This window comes from Micromonospora sp. NPDC005257, assembly GCF_042872445.1.
Lineage (GTDB): Bacteria > Actinomycetota > Actinomycetes > Mycobacteriales > Micromonosporaceae > Micromonospora.
This window is the reverse complement of the sequence record NZ_JBIAKL010000001.1, coordinates 499,531-523,481: the sequence shown is the minus strand read 5'-3', so window position 1 is coordinate 523,481 and position 23,951 is coordinate 499,531. Positions and strand designations below refer to the sequence as shown.

Sequence of the window (23,951 nt, the reverse complement as noted above, 5' to 3'; positions counted from 1 at the left end):
TAGCCGTCCCGCCGCCGGGACCGCAGCACCCGTAAGTACCGATCTCCTCGACAGACCGCTACCGATGGCTTCCGCGTTCAGCTTTCGGACGTCGGCTCACACCGTCGCGTCGAGGAAGGTGGCCACCGCCCGACGGAAGTCGTGTGGATTCTCGACCCACGGCAGATGACCGGATCCGGGGAGGCTGACCCGCTCGCAGTTCGGCAGCGCCTTCTCCAGCGAGTCGACGGCCCAGCGGGGTCGGATGTCCTCGGGGCCGTCGATAATCAGCACCGGCAGGTCGAGCGCTCGGCACCGCGCCGCCAACTCGGACGTGCGCAGTTCCCGCTTGACCTCGGCGTTGACGGCCCGGTTGCAGTCGCTGTTGATTCCCAGCCATGGCGTGGCCATGTCCTCGGCGTGCGCCACGGCGGCCTCGGGGTCGGCGAAGTCGGCCGACCACTGCAGGACCGCCCGTTCGCGTTCCTCCCCCGGGGTGCGGGCTGCTGCGCCAAGCGCCTCCCACCGGTCCAGGTGCGGCCCGAGCCGCCGCCGCAGATTGCGTTCGTAGTGCGGATGCCAGCCGCGATCGGCGTCGATGCCGGTGCCGGTGACGTAGATCAGGTGACTGACCCGTTCCGGGTGCTCGATCGCGTACCGCAGCGCCAGGTGCGCGCCCCACGAGTGGCCCAGCACCGCCGTTCGCGGCCCGGCCAGGTGTTCGCGCACCGCGTCGAGGTCGGCGACGAAGCGGCCGACCGAGTACGGACCGCGCCGCTGTGAGCGTCCGCAACCACGCTGGTCCCACCGGATGACACGGGCGTGCGCGTCGAGCAGCCGGGCGACCGGGCCGAGGTAGTCCCAGAGGCCCGGACCGCCGTGACAGAGCACCAGCGGCGTCCCGGCGCCGACCTGGTCGGCCCACAGGCGACAACCGTCTTCGGTACGCACGTCAGCTGTCATCACCGACAGTATGGCGAACCGCGCCGGCCAGAGGGGCCCGCTGGGCTGACGCCGGTTACGGCTCGCGCATCCACGTCTTCGGATCGGTCACGAAGACGCCTTTGCCCTGCTGACGCCGAATGACCCGCAGCGCTTCGAGACGCACGTAGGCCAGCTGCACGGTCCCGTAGCTCACGCCATAGTCCGCGCGGGTCTGCGCGACAGAGGGCAGCCGGTCACCCGGCTTGAGCCTCCCTGACTTGACGTCGGACATCACGTCGGCAGCGATACGGAGATATTCGGCTGATTCGGGCATGTCACTCCTCGCGTGGCAACCCGATTCGATCACAGCCGAGATAGCTAAACAACGTGCTTTGGCTTCCCTGTGTTCCCTAGTTATGTTGTCGGGGCCGATCCTCGCGTGGCAACGAGTTCGGCTCATCCCCCGGTCGGGGCGGGTATGCGTTCCCGTCCCGACCCTCCGGACTGCTCCGCCTCCGTACCGCCGATCCGGGCTGCGAGGGCGGAGCGGGCGGGTCGTCCGCGGCCGGCGTGCGGACGGCCCGCCCTTCCAGACCCGCCGCACCTGTCCCCTGCTCCTGGAAGGACCGCAGTGACACCGCATCGATCCGACCGGCTCCACCTGACCGGCCTACCGGCCCGGCTGACCCCGCACGAGGTGCGTACCCACGCCTTCGACGCCCGCAGGTGCGGCGTCGACCCCGACCAGGTGCGCGCTTTCCAGACCCTGGTCGCCGACGAGCTGACCGACCTGCACCGGCAGGTACGCCTGCTCGCGCAGGAGAACGGCAGGCTGAAGCGCGCCCTGCGCGACTGGCAGACCATGCACGCCCGGGAGTGCCGCCCGCCGAACGACGGCCCCTGGTAGCGGTGCGCCCGCAGCCCGGTGACCTCCTGCGGGTCGACGGCCGAGCTGACCGGCTACGTGCTCAACCGTCGTGGCACCGCGACCGCGAAGCGGGACATCTTCGTCCAGGTCGCAGGGCTGCGTCGAGCCGGCGAGCCGATGCCGTCCGATCAGTCCTGTGTGCCGGCGAACAGGGTCCAGGCGTCGATCTCGGTCGGCGCCAGCGGCCGCGCCGGCAGGTAGGAGACAAGGTCGCGGAAGTCCGCCACGGCGTTGTGTACGCACACCGCCAGCGAGAAGTGCAGCAGTTCCCGCACGACGTGCGCGTCGGGCGCGGTCACGTCGTCGAGCAGCGGGCTGCGCACGTCGAGCGCGAACACCACGTGGCAGGCGCTCTGGTCGGCCTTGACGACGCAGTAGTAGCGCCCGGCCTCGGCCAGCCGGTTACGGATGTTCGCCCAGGCCATCGCCCCGGAGATGTCGGGCACGTCGGCGCCGGCCACGCAGGCCATCCGGAAGACCCAGCGGGCCGGGTCCTCCGGTGACACCGCGCCGTAGACCAGCACCAGGCCGCCGCGGTGGAACACGGCGAAGCCCTGCACGTCCGGACTGAGGTGCAGGAAGTCCGGGGTCCAGACCCGGTCGTACTGCCGCTCGGCGAGGGACCGCAGGAACTGCACGGTCCGGCCGGCGGCGTGGCGAGCGTCAACACCCATGCGTTCTGGTCCTCCCCCGAAGGATCACGGAGCCTCACGCTACGAAGCGCTTCGATCACGGATCAAGGCGCGCCGATCGACTCTGGATGGTCGGTCCCGTGAACGGGACCGAACCCGCTCCGAGTCCCACGGATAGGACTACGGGACGGCTCGTCCGATCGGTCAGCCTCCAGCCCCGCACCGGGCCGGAGCGCGCAGCGCCGGGCGGAACCGCCGTGCGCGCGGCTGCACGCGTACACCGGTCGGGGTTGTTAGCGTGGATCGCGGACCGTCACGGCGGTCCGGCCACCCCTCGCCCGACGGCCCGCGCGTCCCGTGACGCCGCGGGACCCGGTGCTGCGATCCGGCATGGAGGGGGTGCGATGACCGCGGTGCCGGAGGGACCCGAGCCGGCCGGCGGCAGGCCGATGCCCGGCGCGCCGGTGGACAGCAGCCGGCGGCGGCGGGCCGGACGGGCGCGGGCGTTCGGCGAGGCGGCGCGCGTACGGGCCCGGCGCTTCTGGGACGGTGCGCAGCCGACGCTGCGGCAGCTCTGGTGGACCGAGGAGCCGGTGACGCCGGTGCCCACAGTCGACCGGCGCGTCCCGGATCCGCTCGTGGTGCCGGCACAGGGCGAGGTGTACGTGTTCCTGGTCCGGGCCACCTACACCTGGTCGTCGGAGTCCGCGCGGCCGGAGCTGTTCGGCTGGTACGTGGACTACTTCCAGCGGCAGGCCACGCAGCGCCTGCGCCGGCTCGCGGTCCGGCACGCGGTGGAGGTGCCGCCGCACCGCCCGCGCGACCTGCACGCCGCGTTGACCACCGCCCTCACCGACGACGACCCGCCGCCCTGGACGTACGCGCACGGCCAGGTCACCTTCACCTGTGAGCCGGACGTGACCGTGCACCTGGACGAGCGGGTGCGCAAGCTGCTCCAGCCGTACTGGGAGCAGCGCATCGCGCTGGAGTGCGAGCGCGACCTGGCCCGCCGCCGCGCCGCGTACGCCGAGGAGCACGACCGGCAGGACCAGCGCGACCGTTGAGTCGTTCACCCCGTTGGAGTCGCTGCTCCCCCGCCCGCGCCGCGTGCGGCCCCGGGACAGCGGCCACGGCCGGACGACCCGGAGCCGCCAGAGGTCTGAGCCCGGCCGGTCAGGCCGGGACAGCGGCGCTGGGCCGGGCCTGCCGGGCGGCCAGGTACGCGGCGAGCCCGGTGCTGTCCTCGGTGGCCAGGAACGCGCCGCGTGCGTTGACCAGGGCCTCGTCGGCGTGGGCCAGGCAGCCCCACGCCGTGTCGCCCCAGGAGTCGGCGAGCTTGACCTCGGCCGGCTCGGCGCAAGGTTCGCCGCGCGGCCCGCCGATCTGGCAGTGCCTGGGAGCGCCGTCGCGCCGGGCGGCGACCCGGGCGGCCCGGCGGACCGGCGCGGGCCGCCCGTCCGGTTCGGCCTGCGGGACCGGAGCGGTCTGCGAGCGGACGAACAGAACCGTGTTGCCGTCGGGATCGACCGTGCGGCACTCCCCGCCGGGAGTGGGCTCGACCGGGTGACCGGCCGCGACGAGACGCTCGGCGGTCGCGAGGACGTCGTCGACGTGCAGGTAGAGCGCGGCCGGCGCCGGGGCGGCGTCGACGAGCAGGAGGGTCAGGTCGCCGCAGCGCAGACGCGTCCGGCCGTTCTCGCCGGGCTGCCCGGTGTAGCCGAACAACGCGTAGAACCGGCAGGCCGCGCCGACGTCCGCGACGTACAGCACCGGCACCTGAGCTTGCACTCCCCTGGGCACCGCGCCACTCTACCCACTTGCGTTCCGCAAATCACGTCTTGCAGATCGGGTTTTCGCCGCCGACGCCGAGCGGGACCCGCCGGCGCGGGCCGCGTGTCAGCAGCCGTTGGTGCTGGTCTGGTTGCGCTTGAGCCCGTCGGACCAGGTGACGCCCTGCACGACCGCCACCACGACGCTGCCGTCGTGGATCTGCTCGTAGTGCAGGTGCGGGCTGAGGTCGTACTTCGCCGACGTCGCGCCGACCCGCCCGATGACGTCGCCGCGCTTCACGGTGTCGCCCGCGGCCACCGCCCGTGAGTCGAGGTGGGCGTACCGGGTGCGCCAGCCGTCGCCGTGCCCGATGACGATGGTGTTCCCGTAGCCGGAGGTGGTGGAGTAGTACGACTCCAGCACGGTGCCGGCGGCGCTGGCGACCGTCCGGCGGCCCAGGTCGTCGGGGCTGCCGTTGGCGTCGTAGTGGTTCCAGTCGATGGCGTGGTCCGGGCTGTGCCCGTTCCAGTTGTTGCCCTGCCAGGTCTGGTCGCACAGGAACGGCATCCGGAAGCCCGGCCGGGCGGCCTGCGCCGGCTGCACGCCGAGCATCGCACCGGCGACGACGGCGACCGTGAGCACTGCGGGCACGCGCATCCGGGCCGCGGTGAACGTCAGGGACATCGACCTCTCCTCTTCTCGACAACGATGTAGATCGATGCTAGGACCGCCAACCTGTCAGGTAAATAGCTACAGAGATGAATGTCTGGGCAAAAGTTTCCTACATACCGCCGCCCGGCGGCGTCGTTCGGCGATGGCCGGGCCGGAGCACGTACGGCAGAATCGCGGGCGATGGAGACGGCCAAGATCCTCACCGCGCTCGCCGACCTGGCCCCGGCCGGCGCCGAGCGGGCCTTCGACGTCTCCGGCGCCGGCCGGCCGCTCATCTGGCTGCCCGGGCCCGACCGCGCGCCGCGCGACGCCCGGCTGGACCGGCTGGCCGCCCTCGACGCGCTGCACCGCGACCAGCGGATCCTGCGCCGGGGTCTGGCCTTCGTCGTCGGCGGCGCCGACCTCGACGGCAGCCGCCGGCGGGTCCGCGTGCCGTTACTGGCCCAGCCGGTACGCCTGGAACGCACCAGCCGCACCTACCGGATCGTGCCGGCCGGGGACCTGGAACTGACCACGCTGATCGAGGATCGGGACCTCGCGGGCCGGCTGGAGGCCGCCCCGGGGCTGGCCGGTCCCGGTTGGCTCGGCGCGCCCGGCACCAAGGCGTGGATCACCGCCGCCGCCGAGGCCGCCGGCTTGACGCTCGCGACGGTGCAGGCGCGACCGCCCCGCCGCATCGACGACGAGACGCTCGTCGGCGTCGCCGCCGCGGCGCTCTTCACCACCCGCGACGTGCTGGGCGGCCGGCTGCGCGACACGCTGCTCGCCTGGGCGGTCCGGCCCGGGCTGGCGGACACGGCGCTGAACCGCCTCTACACCGGCCGGACCGGCGACACCGTCCGAGGTGACGGCGCCGTCCCGGGCAGCGACAACGGACGGCGCGAGGACGACGGACGGCGCGAGGACGACGGACGGCGCGCCGGCCCCGGCGGCCGGGCCGACGAGGCGGAGGTGCTGTCGCCGCTGCCGTTGAGTCCGGCCCAGCGCGACGTGGTGCGGCGTACCCGCGTCGAACCGGTCGTGGTCGTCTCGGGCGCACCGGGCAACGGCAAGAGCCACGCCCTGGTCGCCGCCGCGCTGGACGCTGTGGACCGGGGCGGGTCGGTGCTCGTGGCCACCCAGTCGGTGCACGCCGCCGACGTGCTGGGTGAACTGCTGCGCCGGCACAGCGGCCCGGCGCCGGTGCTGTTCGGCGACGCCGAGCGCCGGGAGACGATCGCCGCCGACCTGGCCGGCGGCGCGGGCGCCGGGACGGACGGCGCCACGCTGCGGGCCGCCGAGGCCGCCGTGGCGTCCGCCGACGACCGGGTGCGGGCCCTGTCGGACGCGATCACCGCCGCTCTCGACCAGGAACGCCGGGCCGCCACGCTGCCCGACTGGCAGCCGCTGCTGCCCGCCCTGAGCCGGGACCTCCCCCGCCTGTTCGACCCGGACACCGACCTGGACGCGGTCCACGCCGCGCTGGCGGCGACGACGGCGCCCGGCGACGGCTGGTGGCGGCGCTGGCGGCGGTCGCGGGCCGGGACACGGCTGCGCCGGCTCAGCGGCGGTGACGTACCCCTGGAACGGTTGCGGACCGCGGTGGATGCGGCGGGCGCGGTACGGGCGGCGGCGCGGCTGGCCGCCACCGGTGGCACCGACCTGGCCGACTCCTGGCGTGCCCTGGCCACCGCGGAGGCGGCGCTCGCCGAGGCCGTCGGCACGGCGATGCGCCACCGGGCGACGAGCGCCCACCGGTGGAGCGACGCGGCGCGGCGGGCCACGGGTGGCCTGGCCGCCGCGCTGCGGGCCGGACGGAACCGCCGCCGCGAACTGCTCGCCGGGCTGGACGCCCAGGCGCTGGTACGGGCGCTGCCGCTGTGGGTGGGCACGGTCGCCGACGTCGAGGACCTGCTGCCCCCGATGCCGGGGATGTTCGACCTGGTGGTGCTCGACGAGGCCGCGCACATCGACCAGTTGCGGGCCGCTCCGGCGCTCGCCCGGGCCCGGCGGGCGCTGGTGGCCGGCGACCCCCGGCAGCTGCGGTTCGTGTCGTTCGTGGCCGACGTGGACGTGTCCGCCACCCTGCGCCGGCACGGTCTGGAACGCTTCGGCGACCGGCTCGACGTACGCCGCTCCAGCGCCTTCGACGTGGCCACCGGCGCCGCCCCGGTCACCTGGCTGGGCGAGCACCACCGGTCCGTGCCGCACCTGATCGGGTTCTCCGCGCGCCGGTTCTACGGCGACCGGCTGGAACTGGTCACCCGGCATCCGCGCAACGAGCGCGCCGACGTCATCGACGTGCTGACCGTCGACGGGGCGAGCGTTGTCGACGGCGTCAACCAGGCCGAGGTCGCCGCCGTCCTCGATCTCGTACGGCGGCTCGCCGCCGATCCCCCGCCGGGCGGCATCGCGGTGGTCACCCCGTTCCGCGCGCAGGCGGACGCGATCGAGGCGGCGCTGCTGGCCGCGTACGACGTCGACGAGATCGAGCGTCTCGGCCTGCGCTCGGGCACCGTGCACGCGTTCCAGGGCAGCGAGGCGGACGTGGTGATCGCCTCGCTCGGCCTGGTGGACGGCGACCCGCCGGCACGGCACCGGTTCGCAGCCGGGCCGAACCTGTTCAACGTGCTCGTCACCCGGGCCCGGCGGCGACTGACGGTGGTCACCTCGCTGCGCTCGCCGGAGGGCCTGGTGGGCGACTTCCTGGCCTACGCGGACCGGCCACCCGTGGCGCCGCAGGCGGAGCCGGCCACCGGCTGGACCGCCGAGCTGGCCGAGGAGCTGCGCCGGCTCGGGCTGGCGGTGCGGCCCGGATATCCGGTCGGCCGGTGGCGCGTCGACCTCTGCGTGGGCGCGGACGCCGACGCGGCCGGGGTGATCTGCGCGGTGCACCCGGACGGCGCGGCGGCGCACCTGGAACGGCAGCGCACGCTGATCCGGGCCGGGTGGCGGCTGCACGAGGCGTTCGCCAGCCGCTGGGCGGGCGACCCGATCCGGGCCGCCCTGGACCTGGCGTCGGGCATCGGCGCCGGCGGGCCCGGCACCGACAGCGGACCCGGCGGGCCCGGCAGCGGCGGTGCCGCGCCTGCCGGCGCTCAGCCGACCAGGGTGGCGTAACGGCCGCGCCGGTCCAGCAGCGCGTCGTGGGTGCCGGACTCGACGATCCGGCCGTGGTCGAGCACGGCGATGCGGTCGGCGTCGCGAACCGTGGAGAGGCGGTGCGCGATGGTCACCACGGTCCGTCCCCGGGCCAGCTCGTCCAAAGCCCGCTGGACCGCACGCTCGGTCTCGGTGTCCAGCGCGCTCGTCGCCTCGTCCAGCACCAGGATCCGCGGGTCGCGCAGCAGCGTCCGGGCGATCGCCAGGCGCTGCTGCTCGCCGCCGGAGAACCGGTGGCCGCGGGAGCCGACCATGGTGTCGTACCCGTCGGGCAGCGCGGTGACGAGGTCGTGGATGCGGGCGGCGCGGGCGGCGGCCTCGATCTCGGCGTCGGTGGCGTCCGGGCGGGCGTACCGGAGGTTGTCCCGCACGGTGCCGTGCAGCAGGTACGTCTCCTGGCTGACCACGCCCACGACGGCGGCCAGGTCGGCCGGGCGCAGGTCGCGCAGGTCGATCCCGTCGATGGTGATGCGGCCGGCGTCCGGGTCGTGCAGCCGGCTGATCAGCGCGGCGAGCGTGCTCTTGCCGGAGCCGGTCTCCCCCACCAGGGCGAGGCTGGTGCCGGCCGGGACGTCCAGGCTGACTCCGGCCAGGGCGGCGGTGTCGCTGCCCGGGTAGCTGAAGGTGACGTCCTCGACGCGCAGGTGGCCGCGGGCGGTGGCCGGGTCCAGCGGGACCGGGTGGGCCGGCTCGGCGACCTCCACGGGCAGGTCGAGGTATTCGAAGATGCGGGCGAACAGCGCCAGCGACGCGGTGAGCGTGACGCCGACGTTGAGCAGGCCCATCAGCGGCCGGAACAGGTTGCCCTGGAGCGCGGTGAACGCGACGAGCGTGCCGATGGTGAGCGTGCCGGCGGTGCCGGGCAGGCCGGCGCCCAGGTAGATCACCGCCGGGATGGCGGCGAAGACGATGCTCATGGCGGCCATCCGCCAGCGTCCGGCCAGCTCCGAGCGCAGTTCCAGGTCGACCAGGCGGGCCGACGAGGCGGTGAACCGGTCGACCAGGGCGGGGCCGGTGCCGAGCGTCTTGGCCAGCCGTACGCCGCTGACCGACAGCCCTTCCTCGATGGTCACGGTGAGGTCGGCCAGTTCGCGCTGGCGCTGGGCGGTGATCTCCCGGCGCAGCCGGGCGACCCGGCGGGTGAGCCAGAGCGCGGGCGGCAGCACGACCGCCGAGACGAGCGTGAGGCGCCAGCTCAGCGCCAGCATGGCGATGGTGGTGGCGACCACTGTGGTGAGGTTGGCGGCGATCGAGGTGGCGGTGGAGGTGACCACCGACTGCATGCCGCCGATGTCGTTGGTGATGCGCGACTGGACCTCGCCCGTGCGGGTGCGGACGAAGAAGCCGATCGACTGCCGCTGGAGGTGGGTGAAGACGTCGGTGCGCAGCCGGTGCATGACCTCCTGGCCGACGCGGGTGGAGATCCAGGTCTGCGCGACGCCGAGCACGGCGGTCACGGCGGCGACCGCGACCATGCCCGCGACCAGCCAGGCCAGCAGCGTCAGGTCACGCTCCGGCAGGGCCCTGTCGATCACGGTACGCAGCAGGAACGGCGTGGCCATCGCGATGGTCGAGGACGCCACGATGATCGCCACCACGGTGGCGAGCGGGTTGCGGTGGGCGGTGAACAGGCCGCCGATCCGGCGCAGGGACACGTCGCGGGCCTGGGCCTTCTCGGCCGGGGATACGGTTCGGCCGTCGCGGCGGCCGTCGGGAATGCGATCCAAGGGTGCTCCTCATGGGGGACGATGCTGAGGTTACCGATAATGCTGAGGTTACCTCAACATGAGGGAACAACACGAAAGCCTGTTACCGTATTCCCGTGAGCGGCAGCGACGAGAGCCTGGCCGAGACGTTCTGGGCGGTGACCCGCCGGCTGCGGCACCAGACCAAGCGCGCGCTGGAGCCGTGGGAGATCAGCCCCGGGCAGGCGCGGGCGCTGGGCGTGCTGATGCGTCACGGCGCGCTGCGGCCCGGCGCGCTCGCCGAGCACCTGCGCATCGCTCCGCGCTCGGCCACCGAGGTGATCGACGGGCTGCAGGAGCGCGGGCTGGTGCAGCGGCGGCCCGACCCGGGCGACAGGCGGGCCACGCTGGTCGCACCGACCGCCGAGGGCGAGCGGGTGGGCACCGCGATCCGGAAGGCGCGGGCCACCGAGGCGGAACGGTTCTTCGGCGCGCTCCCACCGGGCGACCGGGCCGAACTGAACCGGATCCTGCGCCTGCTGCGCGAGGACTGAGCCGGCGGCCGGGTGCGGTCAGCGCAGGCCGGCGGCGATCGCGTCGACCAGCAGCGCACCCAGGGTGCGGGCCATCACGGCGCGGGCGGCGTCCACGTCCAGCCCCAGCGAGTCGCGCATCATCGACCAGGCCGACCAGGTGCCGGACACGGTGAGCGCGTCCAGCAACTGCGCTTGTCCCGGCCCGGCCTGCGCCAGCTCCGGGGCGAACACCGTCTCGATCTCCTGGCGGGCCCGGGCGACGGCCGCCTCCCGGTTGCGCCGCAACTGCGGGGAGAACGGCTCCCGCAGCGCCGACGCGCGGGCCGAGGGCGCCAGCACCTCCAGCAGCCGGGCTCGCTGGTCGCAGAACGCGGCGATCCGGGCGGTCAGCGGCAGGTCCGGCGACACCGGCTGCCAGAGCGCGGCCTGCCGCTCGCCGACCCGCCGCCCGGTCGCGGCGAACAGCGTCTCCATGTCCTTGAAGTTGGTCCAGAGCGTGCGCAGCGACACCCCGGCCCGCTCGGCGATCCGCTCCCCGGTGGGTCGCAGGTCACCGGCGTCGATCAGGGCCAGGTGCGCCTCCACGATCGCGGCCCGGGTGCGCTCGGCCCGCGCCGCGCGGCCGTCCACCCGCTCCGGCGGGTCGGCCTCCACCTCGATCATGGGTACGGAATCTCCTGTGCTCGGATACCGGCGGCCACTCTACGTGTGTGCCGCCGGGCGACCGGCACCCGGCCGCCCGGCGGGACGCCTCAGGCGGTCGGCACCGCGTCCGCGGGCGGGTTCGTCGGCGGCTCGGTGAACTCGGTGACCGCGCCGTCACCGTCGTCGGTGGTGTACGCGGGACCGAAGTACGCCTGCACGCCCTTGCTCACCTTGGTGAGCCGGACCCCGCCGTAGCCCGCGTGCACGCCGTCGGCGTACCGGAAGGGGACCAGGCCCGGGCCGCGGAAGCCGCCCTTGCGCACGGCCTCGACCAGCTTCTCCCTAGTGGGATCGGGCCCGGCGGCGAGCATCGCCTGGACGAAGGTGTACGCCATCGAGTAGCCGTAGATCGCGTTGCCGTCGACCGGGTTGCCCGCGTTGTACTTCTGGTGGATCTTGGTGAACTCGGCGATCCACGGGTTAGCGGTGTCGGCCACGTTGGGCAGGTAGTTGTCGGCCACCATGCCCTCGAGGATCACCTTCTTGTCGCCGAGCTGGGCGGCCAGCGTGGTGTAGTCGGCGCCCACGTTGGAGACCACCCACTGCGCCTTGAAGCCCTGGCCGGCGGCCTGGCCCATGGCGAGCGCGGTGAAGCCGGGGATCGTCGCCGAGATGACCACCTGGCAGCCGGCCGCGCGCAGCGCGCCGATGGCCGGGCCGACCTGCTGGTTGGTGGTGGTGTACGTCTGCTTGGCCGCGACCGGGCCGAGGACCTGTTCCACGCCGACCAGCGAGTCGCGCCCGAAGTCGTCGTTCTGCCCGAAGTGGCAGACCTTCGCACCGGGGAACTCGCGCTTGACGTAGGCGGCCAGGATCTTGCCCTCGACCGTGTAGTCGGGCTGCCAGCCGAACGTCGTCGGGTACTTGTCCGGCTGGTTCCAGTTGCGGCTGCCGGAGGCGACGAACAGGTCCGGCACCTTCTGCGTCTTGACGAACTCCAGCACGTTCGTGTGGGTGGGCGTGCCGAGGCCGCCGAGCAGCGCGAAGACCTTGTCGTCGAGCACCAGCTTGCGGACCACGTTCTCGGTGTTGGCCGGGTTGTAGCCGTCGTCGACCGCCTTGTAGACGATCTTCCGGCCGTGTACCCCGCCCTTGCTGTTGACGTGCTCGAAGTACGCCTTCGTGGCGGCGGAGATCTTCGAGTAGCCGGGGGCGGCCGGTCCGGTGAGCGGTTGGTGGGTGCCGATGACGACCTCGGTGTCGGTGACACCGGGGACGTTCTCGGCGGCCTGCTGCTCGTCGTCGGCGCAGGCAGGCAACGCGGCGAGCAGGGCAAGCCCTGCGGCGGCCGCGAGAACGCGGCGGGTGGTGGTGCGCATGGTTCTCCAATCCGGGGCGGCGGTGCGAACGGTGGGTGGAACCGGTGAGGTCAGCGGTCCGGCGACCGGTGGGGGGCGGAACGGCGGCGTACGGTGCCCCGCAGCCGGGCGCGGGCGGCGCGGACACCACCGGCGATCCCGCCCGGCGCGGCGAGCATGACGACGATGAGCACCAGGCCGAACACGGCCAGCGCGAGGTTGCCCTCCAGTCGCTGGGCCAGCCCGGCGGACAGGTTGAGGTGCTCGGTGAGCAGGGCGGGCAGATCCTGGAGCGCGACCAGCAGCACCGCGCCCCAGACCGCGCCGGCCAGGCTGCCCAGCCCGCCGATCACGATGGCCATGAGCAGGAACAGCGACAGGTCCAGCGGGAACTTGCCCGGGGCGACGGTGGCGGTGAGCACGGCGTACACGCCGCCGCCCAGCCCGGCGCAGGCGGCGCTGACCACGAACGCGAGGACCTGGGTACGTGCCACCGGGATGCCGGCGAGCCGGGCGGCGACCTCGTCGTCGCGTACCGCCCGCAGGGACCGGCCGAAGCGGCTGCGGACCAGGTTGGCCAGCAGCAGCATGGTCAGCAGCGCGGCGGCCAGCGCGATCCAGGCCAGCCAGCGCTCCGGTTGGAAGTAGGCGCCGAGCGCCGCCGGTGGCGTCTGGGCCGGGAAGGGCAGTCCCTGCTCGCCGTTGAACACGCCGGTGAAGATGGTGGTGACCGCCGGGACCAGCGTCGCCACCGCCAGCGTCACACCGGCCAGGTAGGGGCCGCGCAGCCGGGCCGCGGCCAGCCCGACCACCAGCCCGCCCAGCGCGGTCAGCACGACGGCCGCCAGCAGCGCCGCGGGCAGCGTCCACCAGCCGGACACGGCCTGCCCGTCCAGGGCCCGCAGGGTCAGCGCCACCGTGTAGGCGCCGGTGGCCATCAGCGCGCCGTGCCCGAGCGAGAGCTGGCCGTTGAGACCTACCAGCACGGTGTGCCCGGCGGTGACGCAGAGGAACGCGCACACGCGCGCCACCTGCAGGTTCTGGTACGGCGCGAGCTGGTTGGTGACCAGCACGACGAGCGTGCCGGCGAACACCGCCAGGGCCAGGTGGCGCAGCAGCGTGGAGCCGCGCGCCTCGCGTCCGGCCGGAGCGCCGGGAAGCAGGCGGCGCAGCGGGGACGGCGCCGCTGCCGCGATCTTGGTGGGGGTGGTCGTCACACGTGCCTCGCTCTCGCCGCGGAGAAGAGCCCGCCGGGGCGGACCAGCAGGACGGACAGCAGCAGCACCAGGACCGCCAGCGGCGTGGTGTCCGGTCCCAGGTAGCCGGTGACGTAGGACAGGATCAGCCCGACCAGCAGGCCGCCGACCACCGCGCCGACCGGGCTGTCCAGGCCGCCGACCACGGCGGCGGTGAACGCGACCACGAAGACCAGGTCCATGGCGTGCGAGTGCAGGCCGAGCCCGGTGGGGACGACGAGCATCCCGGCCAGCGCGCCGACCCCGGCTGCCAGCGCCCAGCCGAGCGTGAGCATCCGGCCGACGCTGACGCCGAGCAGCCGGGACACCTCGGGGGCGAACGCGGCGGCCCGCATCCGCAGTCCCACCGGGGTACGGGTGAACAGCAGCGCGAGCAGCGCCACCACCGTGAGCGCCGCGCCGAGCACCCACAGGTCGTACGGGGACAGCGTGGCCACCCCGCCGATGGTGAGCGCGTCGGTGTCGAACGGCGCCGGGGCGGGCCGGTAGTCGTTGCCGAAGACCATGCCGAGCACCGCCTGGATGACCAGCACCAGCCCGAGCGCGATGATCACCTGGTTGAGCGGGCCGCCGGGCCCGGCGAAGCGCATCAGCAACCGTTCCACAAGCGCGCCCAGGGCCAGCCCGGACAGGATCGCGGCGGCCAGGCCCAGCCAGTACGAGCCGGTGGCGGAGACCACCGCGTACCCGATGTAGGCGGTGGCCACGGCCATCGCGCCCTGGGCGAAGTTGACCACCCGGGCGGCCCGCCAGATGAGCACCAGCGCGAGCGCGAACGCGGCGTAGACCGCGCCGGTGGCGAGCCCGTCGAAGGTGAGGAACCAGAACCGCTGCATTCGCGACCCCTTCCTAGAATCCGAGGTACGCGTGCCGGAGCTGGTCGTCGTCGCGCAGCCGGGCGGCCGGCGCGGCCGTCACCACGCGCCCGAGCGACATGACGATGCCCTGGTCGGCGACGGACAGCGCGCTGCGCACGTTCTGCTCGACCAGCAGCACGGTGAGCCCTCGTTCGTCGCGCAGCCGCCGCAGCAGCGCCATGATCTGCGCGGTCACCTTGGGCGCCAGCCCGAGCGACGGCTCGTCGAGCAGCAGCAGCCGGGGCCGGGCGATGAGCGCCCGCCCGACGGCGAGCATCTGCCGTTCCCCGCCGGAGAGCTGGTGCCCGGCGTGGTCGCGGCGGCGGGCCAGGGCGGGGAACAGCTCGTACACCTCGTCCTGCGCACGCCGCGCGTCGGCCCGGTCGCGCCGCCAGAGCCCGCCGAGGCGAAGGTTCTCCGCGACGGTCAGCTCGGTCACCACGCCGCGCCCCTCCGGCACGTGCGCCAGGCCGCGCCGGACCAGGTGTTCCACCCGGACGCCGCGCAGGTCCTCCCCCGCGTACCGGATCCGGCCGCCGGTGGGCCGCAGCAGACCCGAGAGGGTACGCAGCAGCGTGGTCTTGCCCGCGCCGTTGGCGCCGAGCACGGCGGTGACCGTGCCGGCCGGGACGGTGAACGCGACGTCGCGCAGCACCGGCACCGGTCCGTAGCCGCAGCTGAGCGCCTCCACCTCCAGCACCGCGCTCACGCCGCGCTCCCCTCGGCCGGCACGTCGGCCCCGAGGTACGCCTCGGTGACCCGCGGGTCGTCGCGGATGCTCTCCGGCGGGCCGGCGGCGATCACCTTGCCGAAGTCGAGCACCACCAGCTCGTGGCAGACGGACATGACCAGGTCCATGTGGTGCTCGACGAGCAGCACGGCGCAGCCGTCGTCGCGTCCGGGCAGCGCGCGGACCAGGTCGGCCAGGTCGGCCACGTCGTCGGCGCCGAGGCCGCCGGCCGGTTCGTCGAGCAGCAGCAGCCGGGGCCGGGCGATCAGCGCGCGGGCCAGCGCCACGCGCTTGCGCACCGGGTAGGGCAGGGTGGCCGGCACGGCGCCGGCGTACTTCTCGATGCCCAGCTCGGCGAGCAGGTCCATGGCCCGGGCGCGCAGCCGCCGCTCGTCCCGGTCGCTGCGCGGCAGGCCGAACAGCGCGGCGGCGAACCCGGCGCGGGCGGTGTGACTGGCGCCGGCGACGACGTTCTCCAGCACGGTCAGGCCGGCGAACAGGCCGACGCCCTGGAGGGTGCGGGCGATGCCGAGCCGGGTGAGGGCGTGCGGGCGGGGCCGGAACGGCCGGCCGTCCAGTGTCAGCGATCCGCCGGTCGGCCGGACGAACCCGCAGACCACGTTGAACAGCGTGGTCTTGCCCGCACCGTTGGGCCCGATCACGCCGACGACCCGGCCGGGCGGCACCCGCAGCGAGACGTCGTCGAGGGCGGTCAGGCCGCCGAAGCGTACGCCGACGTGGTGCAGCGCCAGGCCCTGATCGTCGGTGGTCGTGGCCGGTGGGCTCATCGTCACCTCGTGCCGGTCGACGGAGCAGAAACTAATTACACCGGGAGTGTACTTTTCTCTGCCACCGCGTCAATGCCCCAATGATCACGGGGGCCTTTTCGCCTGTCACGAGCCTCCTACGTGCACGGTCGGTGCGGTGATCCCGGCATCCGGTCGCGGGCGCGACGCAGGAACGTCTGCTCCGCCGCGTTGCCGGTGCCGGCGATCGCCGCGTCGTACGCGGCCCGGGCCTGCGCCGGACGGTCCAGCCGGCGCAGCAGGTCGGCCCGGATCGCGTGCCACACGTGGTAGCCGGCCAGGTCCAGACGTTCCACAGCGGCCAGTCCGGCCGCCGCTCCGCGCACCTCGGCCAGCGCCACCGCCCGGTTGAGCGCCACCACCGGTCCCGGCGCGACGGCGGTCAACTGGTCGTACAGCGCGAGGATCTGGGTCCAGTCGGTGGCCGCGGCGGTGGGCGCGTCCGCGTGCACAGCGCCGATCGCGGCCTGGATCTGGTACGGGCCGGGCCGGTTCCGGCGCAGGCAGCGGCGGACCAGCTCCTGAGCCTCGGCGATCAGCTCCCGGTCCCACCGGCCGCGGTCCTGCTCGGCCAGCGACACCGGCACGCCGTCCGGGCCGGTCCGGGCAGCCCGGCGGGCCTCGGTGAGCAGCATCAGCGCGAGCAGGCCGAGCGCCTCCGGCTCGTCCGGCATGAGCGTCACCAGCAGCCGGCCCAGCCGGATCGCCTCGGCGCCCAGCTCGGCGCGGCCCAGACGGTCCCCCGCGCTGGCCGTGTGCCCCTCGTTGAAGATCAGGTACACCACCGCGAGCACCCCGCGCAGCCGGTCGGGCAGGTCCGCGTCACGCGGCACCCGGTACGGGATGCCGGCGTCGCGGATCTTCGCCTTGGCCCGGACCAGGCGCTGGGCCATGGTGGACTCCGGGACCAGGAAGGCGCGCGCGATCTCGGCGGTGCCCAGTCCGCCGAGCAGGCGCAGCGTCAACGCCACCCGGGCGGGAGCGGCGAGCGCCGGGTGGCAGCAGGTGAAGATCAGGCGCAGACGGTCGTCGGGCACGGGCCCCTCCTCGGCGGGCGGGTCGGCGGCGTGGATCAGGGCGGCCTCAACGTGCCGGGCGGCGCGGGTGGCCTCGCGGCGCAACCTGTCGATCGCCCGGTTGCGGGCGGTGGTGATGATCCAGCCGGCCGGGCTGGGCGGCGGCCCGTCGGCGGCCCAGCGCGTCACCGCGATCTCGAACGCCTCCTGGACCGCCTCCTCGGCGAGGTCGATGTCGCCGAGGAGACGGACCAGGACGGCTACCGCTCGGCCGTACTCGGCCCGGAAGACCCGTTCGACAGCGGTCATCCCTCGCCCTGGAACGGGCGGACCTCGATCGGCAGCGTGGTGGCCAGGGCGTACCGGCGGCCCCAGTCCAGCGCGGCGTCCAGGTCGGACGCCCGGATGACGGTGACGCCGCCCAGGTACTCCTTGCCCTCGGCGAACGGCCCGTCGGTGACAAGCACCTCGTCACCGGCCGGACGCAGCACGGTGGCGGTCTGCGGGTCGTGCAGGCCGTTGCCGAACACCCAGCAGCCCGCCTCCCGCAGCTCGTGGCCGATGGCCTCGACCTCGCGCATCACCCCGGCCAGGAACTCCGGGTCCGGACGGCCCCGGCCGGCCGGCTGGTACATGCTGATCAGGTACTGCTTCATCGGTCTCTCCTCGTCACCGCCGGACGGCCCCGCGCCGTCCCCTCACCCTCCACACGAACGGGCGACGCCGGTTTCGACACGCCGGGCCGGGTGAAGTGGGCGGGCGTCGAGACCGCGACCCGGTGGATCGGCTGCCGGGAGGGCGCGGTGACCGCCGGCGAGCGCGCCGCCACCGAGGCGCTCGCCCAGCTCGGCCGAGCACCCTATCCAGTGAGATTCTTCGATGAATTCTATTGAAAAGTTTCTCCGTCCTATGCCCTAATGACGACAGTTCCCTTCGTCATACTCCCGCCGCCGGAGCGCGGCAACCCCCAGGGAGGACAGATGCACAGATCCATCCGATCGGCGCTGCGCGCGGCCGGAACCGCGCTGCTCGCCACCGCCACCGTGGCCGCCGCGGCCCTGTTCGGGGCGGCCCCCGCCGGCGCCGCCCCGGCCGGACTGCCCGGCATGGACGTCTCCAGCTACCAGGGCAACGTGAACTGGTCCGGGGCGTGGGCGAACGGCGCCCGGTTCGCCTACGTCAAGGCGACCGAGGGCACGTACTACACCAACCCGTACTTCGCCCAGCAGTACAACGGCTCGTACAACGTCGGGATGATCCGCGGCTCGTACCACTTCGCCCGCCCCGACACCACCAGCGGCGCGACCCAGGCCAACTACTTCGTCGACCACGGCGGCGGCTGGTCGAAGGACGGCCGTACGCTGCCCGGCGCGCTGGACATCGAGTACAACCCGTACGGCGCCACCTGCTACGGGCTGAGCCAGGCGTCGATGCGCAGCTGGATCGCCTCGTTCGTCAACCAGTACTACGCCCGCACCGGCCGGTGGGCGACCATCTACACCACCACCGACTGGTGGAGCACCTGCACCGGCAACACCTCGCAGTTCGCCGCCAACAACCCGCTGTGGATCGCCCGGTACTCCAGCAGCGTCGGCGCGCTGCCGGCCGGCTGGGGCACGTACTCGTTCTGGCAGTGGTCCTCCTCCGGGGTCTTCCCCGGTGACCAGAACGTCTGGAACGGCTCGCTCGACCGGCTGCGCGTGCTGGCCTGCAACGGACCCTGCTGATCCGGCCGACCGGGCGTGGCGGGCAGTGCCGGTCCCGCCACGCCCGGCGTACCGGCCGATCCGGCGCCCCCTTCAGCCAGGAGGCTGCGATGCCTGTTCCCGTTCCCCGCCGGACCGTGCTGCGCGGCGCGGTCCTGCTCGGCGCCGCCGCCGGCGTCGGTGCGCTGACCCAGATCGGCGCCGGTCCCGGCGCGCGGGCCGCCGCCACCCGGGTCGACCAGCCGACGATCGCGAACTGCGCGACCTGGGGCGCCCGCCCGCCCTCGTCGCCGGTGAGCGTGGTGTCGAGCCGGCCCAACAAGATCATCGTCCATCACACGGCGTTCCCGAACACCACCGACTACAGCCTGGCCCAGGCGTACCGGAACTCCCGCGACATCCAGAACCTGCACATGGACGGCAACGGCTGGCTCGACTCCGGGCAGCACTTCACGAACAGCCGGGGCGGCTACCTGACCGAGGGCCGGCACGGCAGCCTCTACGGGCTGCTGCACGGCCAGAGCATGGTGCAGGGCGCGCACTGCGTCGGGCAGAACAGCCAAGCCATCGGCATCGAGAACGACGGCATCTACCTGGACGTGCAGCCGCCGCAGGCGCTCTGGAACAGCCTCGTCACCTTCTGCGCGTTCACCTGCCAGCAGTACGGCATCGCGCCCAGCGAGATCTACGGGCACAAGGACTTCAACGACACGCAGTGCCCGGGCCTGCTGCACGACCGCCTCCCCGAGCTGCGCCGCGCCGTCGCCGCCCGCCTCGGCGGCTGACCACTGGGGTACGCGGGGCGCCCGGGTGCGACGGGCGCCCCGGTCGGCCGCCTCCACGCCGTGGATCCCGCCCCGCTGCGCGACATCGACGCGTGGCTGGACGGGTCCGCCGCTCCCTTCGGGACGCCTGACCGCCACCTCCGGGATGCGGGTAACGTGCTGCGGCGTGACCGCGTACTCGCACTGCTCGTTCTGCGGCACCGCCTACCCGGCGGGCGCCGGATGGCCGCGCGTCTGTCCCTCCTGCGGCGAGACGGTGTGGCGCAATCCCCTGCCGGTGGCGGTGGCGGTGCTGCCGGTCCGCACGCCGGACGGGCTCGGCGTGGTGGTGGTACGCCGCGACATCGAACCGGCGCGTGGGCAGCTCGCGCTGCCGGGCGGCTTCATCGAGTACGGCGAGGAGTGGTCCGAGGCGCTCGTGCGTGAGTTGCGGGAGGAGACCGGGCTGCTGGCGGAGGCCGGCGAGGCGCGGCTGTTCGCGGTGCACGGCGCCCCGGGGGGCGGCACCATGATGGTCTTCGGTGTGCTGCCCGAGCGGTCGGCCGGTGACCTGCCGCCGTCGGCGCCGACCGAGGAGGCCACCGAGTGGCTGGTGCTGACCGATCCGGTCGAGCTGGCCTTCTCCACGCACACCCGGGTGCTCGCCGACTTCCTCGCCGGTCGACGCCCACTCTGACCGGGGCCGCTCCGGCGTGCCGGGAGCGGCGCGGTCAGCCGCGGGCCGGGACCGGCTGGGGTGAGAACGGCACGGCGGCGGGCGCCTCGGTCTCCGGCTCGCCGGCCGGGTGCCGCCGCAGCCCGCGCCGCCGCAGGATCGGCAGCACGCCCTCGCCGAACCAGTACGCCTCCTCCAGGTGCGGGTGGCCGGAGAGGATGAACTCGCCCAGGCCGAGCGCGTGGTACTCGGCGATCCGGTCGGCGACCTCGGTGTGGCTGCCGACCAGCGCGGTGCCCGCCCCGCCGCGGACCAGCCCGAATCCGGCCCACAGGTTCGGCGACACCTCCAGCCCGTCGCGGGAGCCGCCGTGCAGGTCCAGCATCCGCCGCTGCCCCTCGGACTCGCTGCGCCGCAGCCCTTCCTGCACCGCGCGCACGTCGGCCTCGGGGATGCCGTCGAGCAGCTTGCGGGCCTGCGCCCACGCCTCCTCGGCGGTGTCCCGGCTGATCACGTGCAGCCGGATGCCGTACCGCAGCTCGCGACCGGCCTCGGCGGCGAGCCCGCGGATCCAGTCCAGCTTGCCGGCCACCTGCGCGGGCGGCTCGCCCCAGGTCAGGTACACGTCGCTGTGGCGTACCGCCACCGGCCCGGCCGCACCCGACGATCCCCCGAAGTAGACGGGTGGCACCGGGTCGGGCAGCCGGTTGAGCCGGGCGCCCTGGACCCGCAGGTGGGCGCCGTCGTGGTCGACCGTCTCACCGCGCCACAACGCCCGCACCACGTGCAGGAACTCGTCGGTACGCGCGTACCGGGCGTCCTTGTCCAGGAAGTCGCCGTACCCGCGCTGCTCGGTGGACTCGCCGCCGGTGACCACGTTGAGCAGCAGCCGCCCGCCGGACAGGCGCTGGAACGTGGACGCCATCTGCGCGGCCAGGGTGGGTGAGAGCAGGCCGGGCCGGAACGCGACGAGGAACTTCAGCCGCTCGGTCACCTCGGTGAGCATGGCGGTGGCCAGCCAGGCGTCCTCGCACCAGGCGCCGGTGGGCGTGAGCACGCCGGTGAAGCCGAGCTGCTCGGCGGTGCGGGCGATCTGTCCCAGGTACGCCACAGTGGCCGGTCGGGCGCCACCGGCGGTGCCGACCGGTACGCCGTGTCCGCCGCCCACGATGTCCCGGCTGTCGCCGTAGGTCGGCAGGAACCAGTGGAAGGTGAGCGGCATGGTGTACCTCCGGTGCGGGGTCGGACGGATCGCCTCCTGAGTGGTGGGACGACCACTGCGACACCCTACCCATAAAACCTATCGGGTTGGTAGGTTGCTGTCGCCCGCCGACGGCCGGGTCCATACCTCCCCGAGGAGTCGCCATGCGTACCCCCAGATCGCGCCGCCGGCCGGTGGCCGCGCTGCTCACCACCCTCGCGCTGGTCGCCGCGACGGCACTGACGGCCTGCGGCGGCGAGACGGCCGACGCCAGCGGCGGCGGCGACCGCCCCCTGCGGATCGGCTACCAGCGCTTCGGCGGGCTCAGCCTGGTCAAGGCGCGCGGCGAGGCGAAGAACGTCACCTGGTCGCTGTTCGAGAGCGGCCCGGCCCTGACCGAGGCGCTCAAGGCCGGCTCGATCGACATCGGTCAGGTCGGCGAGGCGCCGCCGGTGTTCGCCGCCGCCGGGAAGGTCCCGTTCTCCGTGGTCGGCACGTCCGAGCCGATCCCGCAGGGCGAGGCGGTGCTGGTCAAGGCGGACAGCCCGTATCGTGGATTCGCCGACCTGCGCGGGAAGACCGTCGCGCTGAACAAGGGCTCCAATGTGCACTGGCTGCTGGTGAAGCTGCTGGAGGCGAACAAGATGACGCTCGCCGACATCGACGTCAGGTACCTCAAGCCCGCCGAGGGGCGTCCCGCGTTCGACAACGGGCAGGTCGACGCGTGGATCATCTGGGATCCCTACTTCGCGCTGGCCGAGCAGCCGGGCGTGCGGGTGCTCGCCGACGCCACCGGCCTGGCCGGCAACCGCGAGTACGTGCTGGCCGCGCCGGACGCGGTGAAGAACCGCACCGCTGACGTGCGGGCGTTCCTGGACACGTACCGGCAGACCACCGACTGGGGCATCGCCCACCCGACCGAGCGCGCCGCCGTCCTCGCCCCGGAGCTGAAGATCCCGCTCGACGTGACCACCCGGGCGCTGGCCCGCAGCGCCAAGCCGCTCGCCCCGGTCACCCCGGAGATCGGCGCGGAGTTGCAGGCCATCGCGGACAGCTTCGTGGAGCTGAAGCTGGTGCCCGGACCGGTCGACATCGCCGGGCGGGTGGACGGCCGGTTCAACGAGGCGTTCCAGTGAGTGGTCCGGCCCTGGCCGAGGCGACCGCGCCTGTCGTACCCGACCGGGCGACGCCGCGGCGGTCGCGGGCCCGCGCGTCGCGGCGGTGGCGGCGCGCGGTGAGCCCGGTCGTGCTGGTGCTGGTCTGGGAGGCCGCCGCGGGGTTCGGGCTGCTCGCCCCCGAGAAGCTGCCCGCGCCCAGCGCGGTGCTGGCCGCCGGGTGGCGGCTGGCCCGGGACGGCACGCTCGGCGTGCACCTGCTCGACTCGCTCACCCGCGCCGCGCTCGGCCTGCTCATCGGCGCCGGCCTGGCGCTGGTGCTCGGCGCGGCGGCCGGTCTGCTGCGTCTCGGCGACGACCTGGTCGACCCGCCGGTGCAGATGGCCCGGATGCTGCCGCACCTGGGCCTTGTCCCGCTGCTGATCATCTGGGTCGGCATCGGCGAGTCGCTGAAGGTCACGCTGGTCGCGCTCGGCGCGTTCTTCCCGATCTACTTCAACACGTACGCCGGCATCCGCGACATCGACGAACGGCTGGTGGAGGCGGCGCGCACCTGCGGCCTCGGCGCGGCGGCCCGGCTGCGGCACGTGGTGCTGCCGGGCGCGCTGCCGTCGCTGTTCCTCGGGCTGCGGCTGGCCATCGGCGCGGCCTGGCTCAGCCTGGTCGTCGGCGAGCAGGTGAACGGGCAGACCGGTGTCGGATTCCTGATGATGGAGGCGCGCGAGTTCAGCCAGACTGACGTGGTCGTGCTCGGCCTGCTCGTCTACGCGCTGCTGGGCCTGGCCTCCGACCTGCTCATCCGGTACGCGGAGAGGAGGACGCTGGCGTGGCGACGCGGACTGCGCGCGACCTGACCGGGCCGGTGCTCACCGCACGGGCGGTGACCCGCTCCTTCGGCCCGGCGACGGTGCTGGCCGGGGTCGACCTGGCCATCGCCGCCGGGGAGACGGTGGCGCTGCTCGGCGGCAGCGGATCCGGCAAGAGCACGCTGCTGCGGGTGCTGGCCGGGCTCGACGGTGACGCGGGCGGCGAGCACGCGGTGCACGGCACCGCGGCGGTGGTGTTCCAGGAGCACCGGCTGCTGCCGTGGAAGCGGGTGGCCGGCAACGTGGCGCTCGGCCTGACCGGTCCGGACGTGAGCGGGCGCGTGGGCCGCGCGCTGGCCGAGGTGGGGCTCGCCGACCGGGGTCGCGCCTGGCCGGCCGAGCTGTCCGGCGGGCAGGCGCAGCGGGTGGCGGTGGCCCGCGCGCTGGTCCGCGAACCGGACCTGCTGCTGCTGGACGAGCCGTTCGGCGCGCTCGACGCGCTGACCCGGCTGCGCATGCAGGGACTGCTGCGACGGCTGCGCGCCCAGCACGGCTTCGCCGCGCTGCTCGTCACCCACGACGTGGAGGAGGCGCTGCTGCTGGCCGACCGCGTCCTGCTCCTCGACGACGGCGTGATCGCCGAGGAGGTGCCGGTACGCCTCGGCCCGGCCCCGGGCCCCGACGACCCGGCCCTCGGCGCGCTGCGCCGCCACCTGCTCGACCGTCTCGGCGTACCCGCCGCCTGACC

General features: G+C 74.0%; 25 protein-coding genes. 10 read left to right on the top strand and 15 right to left on the bottom strand.

All coding sequences use genetic code 11. The annotated features are described in order from the left end of the window. Positions 1–96: 96 nt before the first annotated feature. Together ACFYO8_RS02075 and ACFYO8_RS02070 are read right to left on the bottom strand one after the other, a co-directional pair. Positions 97–942 carry an alpha/beta hydrolase gene (locus ACFYO8_RS02075; protein ID WP_354863821.1) on the bottom strand — a complete coding sequence of 282 codons (846 nt, stop codon included), beginning with the start codon at positions 940–942 and terminating at the stop codon, positions 97–99. A gap of 55 nt (positions 943–997) precedes the next feature. Beyond that, positions 998–1,237: a winged helix-turn-helix domain-containing protein gene (locus ACFYO8_RS02070; RefSeq protein WP_071094702.1), complete on the bottom strand. Its 240-nt coding sequence runs from the start codon at positions 1,235–1,237 to the stop codon at positions 998–1,000. Positions 1,238–1,534: 297 nt separating this feature from the next. Here ACFYO8_RS02070 and ACFYO8_RS02065 point away from each other — a divergent pair, with 297 nt between their 5' ends. Further along, positions 1,535–1,810, top strand: coding sequence for a cell division protein DivIVA (locus ACFYO8_RS02065; RefSeq protein WP_354863824.1), 276 nt, complete (start codon positions 1,535–1,537; stop codon positions 1,808–1,810). 149 nt (positions 1,811–1,959) lie between these two features. On the opposite strand, the gene ACFYO8_RS02060 is transcribed toward ACFYO8_RS02065, so the two are convergent. Continuing rightward, positions 1,960–2,505 carry a hypothetical protein gene (locus ACFYO8_RS02060; protein ID WP_354863826.1) on the bottom strand — a complete coding sequence of 182 codons (546 nt, stop codon included), beginning with the start codon at positions 2,503–2,505 and terminating at the stop codon, positions 1,960–1,962. Between the two features lie 362 nt (positions 2,506–2,867). Between ACFYO8_RS02060 and ACFYO8_RS02055 the strand changes: the two genes are divergently transcribed. Then, the gene (locus ACFYO8_RS02055) at positions 2,868–3,527 is read left to right on the top strand and encodes a hypothetical protein (RefSeq protein ID WP_354863827.1); all 660 of its coding nucleotides are present in this window, start codon (positions 2,868–2,870) and stop codon (positions 3,525–3,527) included. A gap of 109 nt (positions 3,528–3,636) precedes the next feature. Here ACFYO8_RS02055 and ACFYO8_RS02050 read toward each other — a convergent pair whose 3' ends face one another. Together ACFYO8_RS02050 and ACFYO8_RS02045 are read right to left on the bottom strand one after the other, a co-directional pair. Further along, positions 3,637–4,263, bottom strand: a complete 627-nt coding sequence (locus tag ACFYO8_RS02050) for a VOC family protein (RefSeq protein ID WP_354863829.1) — start codon at positions 4,261–4,263, stop codon at positions 3,637–3,639. Positions 4,264–4,359: 96 nt separating this feature from the next. After that, entirely contained in the window at positions 4,360–4,917 is a 558-nt protein-coding gene (locus tag ACFYO8_RS02045) for a M23 family metallopeptidase (RefSeq protein WP_354863831.1), read from the bottom strand. A 168-nt stretch (positions 4,918–5,085) separates the two neighbouring features. On the opposite strand from ACFYO8_RS02045, the gene ACFYO8_RS02040 reads away from it, so the two are divergent. After that, complete coding sequence (locus ACFYO8_RS02040) at positions 5,086–8,004, top strand: AAA domain-containing protein (protein WP_387188558.1); 2,919 nt, start codon at positions 5,086–5,088, stop codon at positions 8,002–8,004. On the opposite strand, the gene ACFYO8_RS02035 is transcribed toward ACFYO8_RS02040, so the two are convergent. Further along, entirely contained in the window at positions 7,983–9,764 is a 1,782-nt protein-coding gene (locus ACFYO8_RS02035; protein ID WP_387188744.1) for an ABC transporter ATP-binding protein, read from the bottom strand. The genes ACFYO8_RS02040 and ACFYO8_RS02035 overlap by 22 nt on opposite strands. 104 nt (positions 9,765–9,868) lie before the next feature. On the opposite strand from ACFYO8_RS02035, the gene ACFYO8_RS02030 reads away from it, so the two are divergent. Continuing rightward, positions 9,869–10,285, top strand: coding sequence for a MarR family transcriptional regulator (locus ACFYO8_RS02030; protein WP_354863837.1), 417 nt, complete (start codon positions 9,869–9,871; stop codon positions 10,283–10,285). An 18-nt stretch (positions 10,286–10,303) separates the two neighbouring features. Here the strand turns inward: ACFYO8_RS02030 and ACFYO8_RS02025 are convergent, their stop codons facing one another. The 8 genes from ACFYO8_RS02025 to ACFYO8_RS01990 all read right to left on the bottom strand — a co-directional run bounded on the left by ACFYO8_RS02025 (position 10,304) and on the right by ACFYO8_RS01990 (position 17,591). Beyond that, complete coding sequence (locus ACFYO8_RS02025) at positions 10,304–10,930, bottom strand: TetR/AcrR family transcriptional regulator (protein WP_354863839.1); 627 nt, start codon at positions 10,928–10,930, stop codon at positions 10,304–10,306. An 89-nt stretch (positions 10,931–11,019) separates the two neighbouring features. Then, complete coding sequence (locus ACFYO8_RS02020) at positions 11,020–12,291, bottom strand: ABC transporter substrate-binding protein (RefSeq protein WP_355047419.1); 1,272 nt, start codon at positions 12,289–12,291, stop codon at positions 11,020–11,022. Between the two features lie 50 nt (positions 12,292–12,341). After that, on the bottom strand, positions 12,342–13,487 hold the full coding sequence (locus ACFYO8_RS02015) for a branched-chain amino acid ABC transporter permease (protein WP_354863843.1): 1,146 nt from the start codon (positions 13,485–13,487) through the stop codon (positions 12,342–12,344). Beyond that, the gene (locus tag ACFYO8_RS02010; protein ID WP_354863845.1) at positions 13,484–14,362 is read right to left on the bottom strand and encodes a branched-chain amino acid ABC transporter permease; all 879 of its coding nucleotides are present in this window, start codon (positions 14,360–14,362) and stop codon (positions 13,484–13,486) included. Before ACFYO8_RS02010 ends, ACFYO8_RS02015 begins: the two co-directional genes overlap by 4 nt. A gap of 13 nt (positions 14,363–14,375) precedes the next feature. Further along, positions 14,376–15,092 carry an ABC transporter ATP-binding protein gene (locus tag ACFYO8_RS02005; protein ID WP_354863847.1) on the bottom strand — a complete coding sequence of 239 codons (717 nt, stop codon included), beginning with the start codon at positions 15,090–15,092 and terminating at the stop codon, positions 14,376–14,378. After that, a complete protein-coding gene (locus ACFYO8_RS02000) occupies positions 15,089–15,901 on the bottom strand; it encodes an ABC transporter ATP-binding protein (protein ID WP_355014837.1) in 813 nt (270 codons plus the stop codon). Before ACFYO8_RS02000 ends, ACFYO8_RS02005 begins: the two co-directional genes overlap by 4 nt. A gap of 116 nt (positions 15,902–16,017) precedes the next feature. After that, complete coding sequence (locus tag ACFYO8_RS01995) at positions 16,018–17,244, bottom strand: sigma-70 family RNA polymerase sigma factor (RefSeq protein WP_355014838.1); 1,227 nt, start codon at positions 17,242–17,244, stop codon at positions 16,018–16,020. Then, positions 17,241–17,591: a YciI family protein gene (locus tag ACFYO8_RS01990; protein WP_354863853.1), complete on the bottom strand. Its 351-nt coding sequence runs from the start codon at positions 17,589–17,591 to the stop codon at positions 17,241–17,243. The genes ACFYO8_RS01995 and ACFYO8_RS01990 overlap by 4 nt, the downstream gene beginning before the upstream one ends. Before the next feature lie 324 nt (positions 17,592–17,915). Here ACFYO8_RS01990 and ACFYO8_RS01985 point away from each other — a divergent pair, with 324 nt between their 5' ends. From ACFYO8_RS01985 to ACFYO8_RS01975, 3 genes are all read left to right on the top strand, one after another. Then, positions 17,916–18,662 carry a lysozyme gene (locus tag ACFYO8_RS01985; RefSeq protein ID WP_354863854.1) on the top strand — a complete coding sequence of 249 codons (747 nt, stop codon included), beginning with the start codon at positions 17,916–17,918 and terminating at the stop codon, positions 18,660–18,662. An 89-nt stretch (positions 18,663–18,751) separates the two neighbouring features. Next, positions 18,752–19,426 carry a peptidoglycan recognition family protein gene (locus ACFYO8_RS01980; RefSeq protein ID WP_354863856.1) on the top strand — a complete coding sequence of 225 codons (675 nt, stop codon included), beginning with the start codon at positions 18,752–18,754 and terminating at the stop codon, positions 19,424–19,426. A 166-nt stretch (positions 19,427–19,592) separates the two neighbouring features. Next, entirely contained in the window at positions 19,593–20,102 is a 510-nt protein-coding gene (locus ACFYO8_RS01975; RefSeq protein WP_354863858.1) for an NUDIX domain-containing protein, read from the top strand. Positions 20,103–20,136: 34 nt separating this feature from the next. Here ACFYO8_RS01975 and ACFYO8_RS01970 read toward each other — a convergent pair whose 3' ends face one another. Then, the gene (locus ACFYO8_RS01970; RefSeq protein ID WP_355014839.1) at positions 20,137–21,303 is read right to left on the bottom strand and encodes an LLM class flavin-dependent oxidoreductase; all 1,167 of its coding nucleotides are present in this window, start codon (positions 21,301–21,303) and stop codon (positions 20,137–20,139) included. A 143-nt stretch (positions 21,304–21,446) separates the two neighbouring features. On the opposite strand from ACFYO8_RS01970, the gene ACFYO8_RS01965 reads away from it, so the two are divergent. The 3 genes from ACFYO8_RS01965 to ACFYO8_RS01955 are packed head-to-tail and all read left to right on the top strand — an operon-like array spanning position 21,447 to position 23,949. Then, positions 21,447–22,418, top strand: coding sequence for a sulfonate ABC transporter substrate-binding protein (locus ACFYO8_RS01965; RefSeq protein ID WP_354863862.1), 972 nt, complete (start codon positions 21,447–21,449; stop codon positions 22,416–22,418). Beyond that, entirely contained in the window at positions 22,415–23,251 is an 837-nt protein-coding gene (locus tag ACFYO8_RS01960) for an ABC transporter permease (protein ID WP_354863864.1), read from the top strand. The genes ACFYO8_RS01965 and ACFYO8_RS01960 overlap by 4 nt, the downstream gene beginning before the upstream one ends. Next, positions 23,224–23,949, top strand: coding sequence for an ABC transporter ATP-binding protein (locus tag ACFYO8_RS01955; RefSeq protein WP_354863866.1), 726 nt, complete (start codon positions 23,224–23,226; stop codon positions 23,947–23,949). Before ACFYO8_RS01960 ends, ACFYO8_RS01955 begins: the two co-directional genes overlap by 28 nt. The last annotated feature ends 2 nt before the right edge of the window (positions 23,950–23,951 follow it).

Coding starts and splice junctions, on each gene's coding strand:
- ACFYO8_RS02010 (WP_354863845.1), bottom strand. CDS start 14,362: ATGCAGCGGTTCTGGTTCCTCACCTTCGACGGGCTCGCCACCGGCGCG.
- ACFYO8_RS01985 (WP_354863854.1), top strand. CDS start 17,916: ATGCACAGATCCATCCGATCGGCGCTGCGCGCGGCCGGAACCGCGCTG.
- ACFYO8_RS02045 (WP_354863831.1), bottom strand. CDS start 4,917: ATGTCCCTGACGTTCACCGCGGCCCGGATGCGCGTGCCCGCAGTGCTC.
- ACFYO8_RS01990 (WP_354863853.1), bottom strand. CDS start 17,591: ATGAAGCAGTACCTGATCAGCATGTACCAGCCGGCCGGCCGGGGCCGT.
- ACFYO8_RS01980 (WP_354863856.1), top strand. CDS start 18,752: ATGCCTGTTCCCGTTCCCCGCCGGACCGTGCTGCGCGGCGCGGTCCTG.
- ACFYO8_RS01965 (WP_354863862.1), top strand. CDS start 21,447: ATGCGTACCCCCAGATCGCGCCGCCGGCCGGTGGCCGCGCTGCTCACC.
- ACFYO8_RS02055 (WP_354863827.1), top strand. CDS start 2,868: ATGACCGCGGTGCCGGAGGGACCCGAGCCGGCCGGCGGCAGGCCGATG.
- ACFYO8_RS02060 (WP_354863826.1), bottom strand. CDS start 2,505: ATGGGTGTTGACGCTCGCCACGCCGCCGGCCGGACCGTGCAGTTCCTG.
- ACFYO8_RS02075 (WP_354863821.1), bottom strand. CDS start 942: ATGACAGCTGACGTGCGTACCGAAGACGGTTGTCGCCTGTGGGCCGAC.
- ACFYO8_RS02070 (WP_071094702.1), bottom strand. CDS start 1,237: ATGCCCGAATCAGCCGAATATCTCCGTATCGCTGCCGACGTGATGTCC.
- ACFYO8_RS01970 (WP_355014839.1), bottom strand. CDS start 21,303: ATGCCGCTCACCTTCCACTGGTTCCTGCCGACCTACGGCGACAGCCGG.
- ACFYO8_RS02000 (WP_355014837.1), bottom strand. CDS start 15,901: ATGAGCCCACCGGCCACGACCACCGACGATCAGGGCCTGGCGCTGCAC.
- ACFYO8_RS02025 (WP_354863839.1), bottom strand. CDS start 10,930: ATGATCGAGGTGGAGGCCGACCCGCCGGAGCGGGTGGACGGCCGCGCG.
- ACFYO8_RS02040 (WP_387188558.1), top strand. CDS start 5,086: ATGGAGACGGCCAAGATCCTCACCGCGCTCGCCGACCTGGCCCCGGCC.
- ACFYO8_RS02020 (WP_355047419.1), bottom strand. CDS start 12,291: ATGCGCACCACCACCCGCCGCGTTCTCGCGGCCGCCGCAGGGCTTGCC.
- ACFYO8_RS01995 (WP_355014838.1), bottom strand. CDS start 17,244: ATGACCGCTGTCGAACGGGTCTTCCGGGCCGAGTACGGCCGAGCGGTA.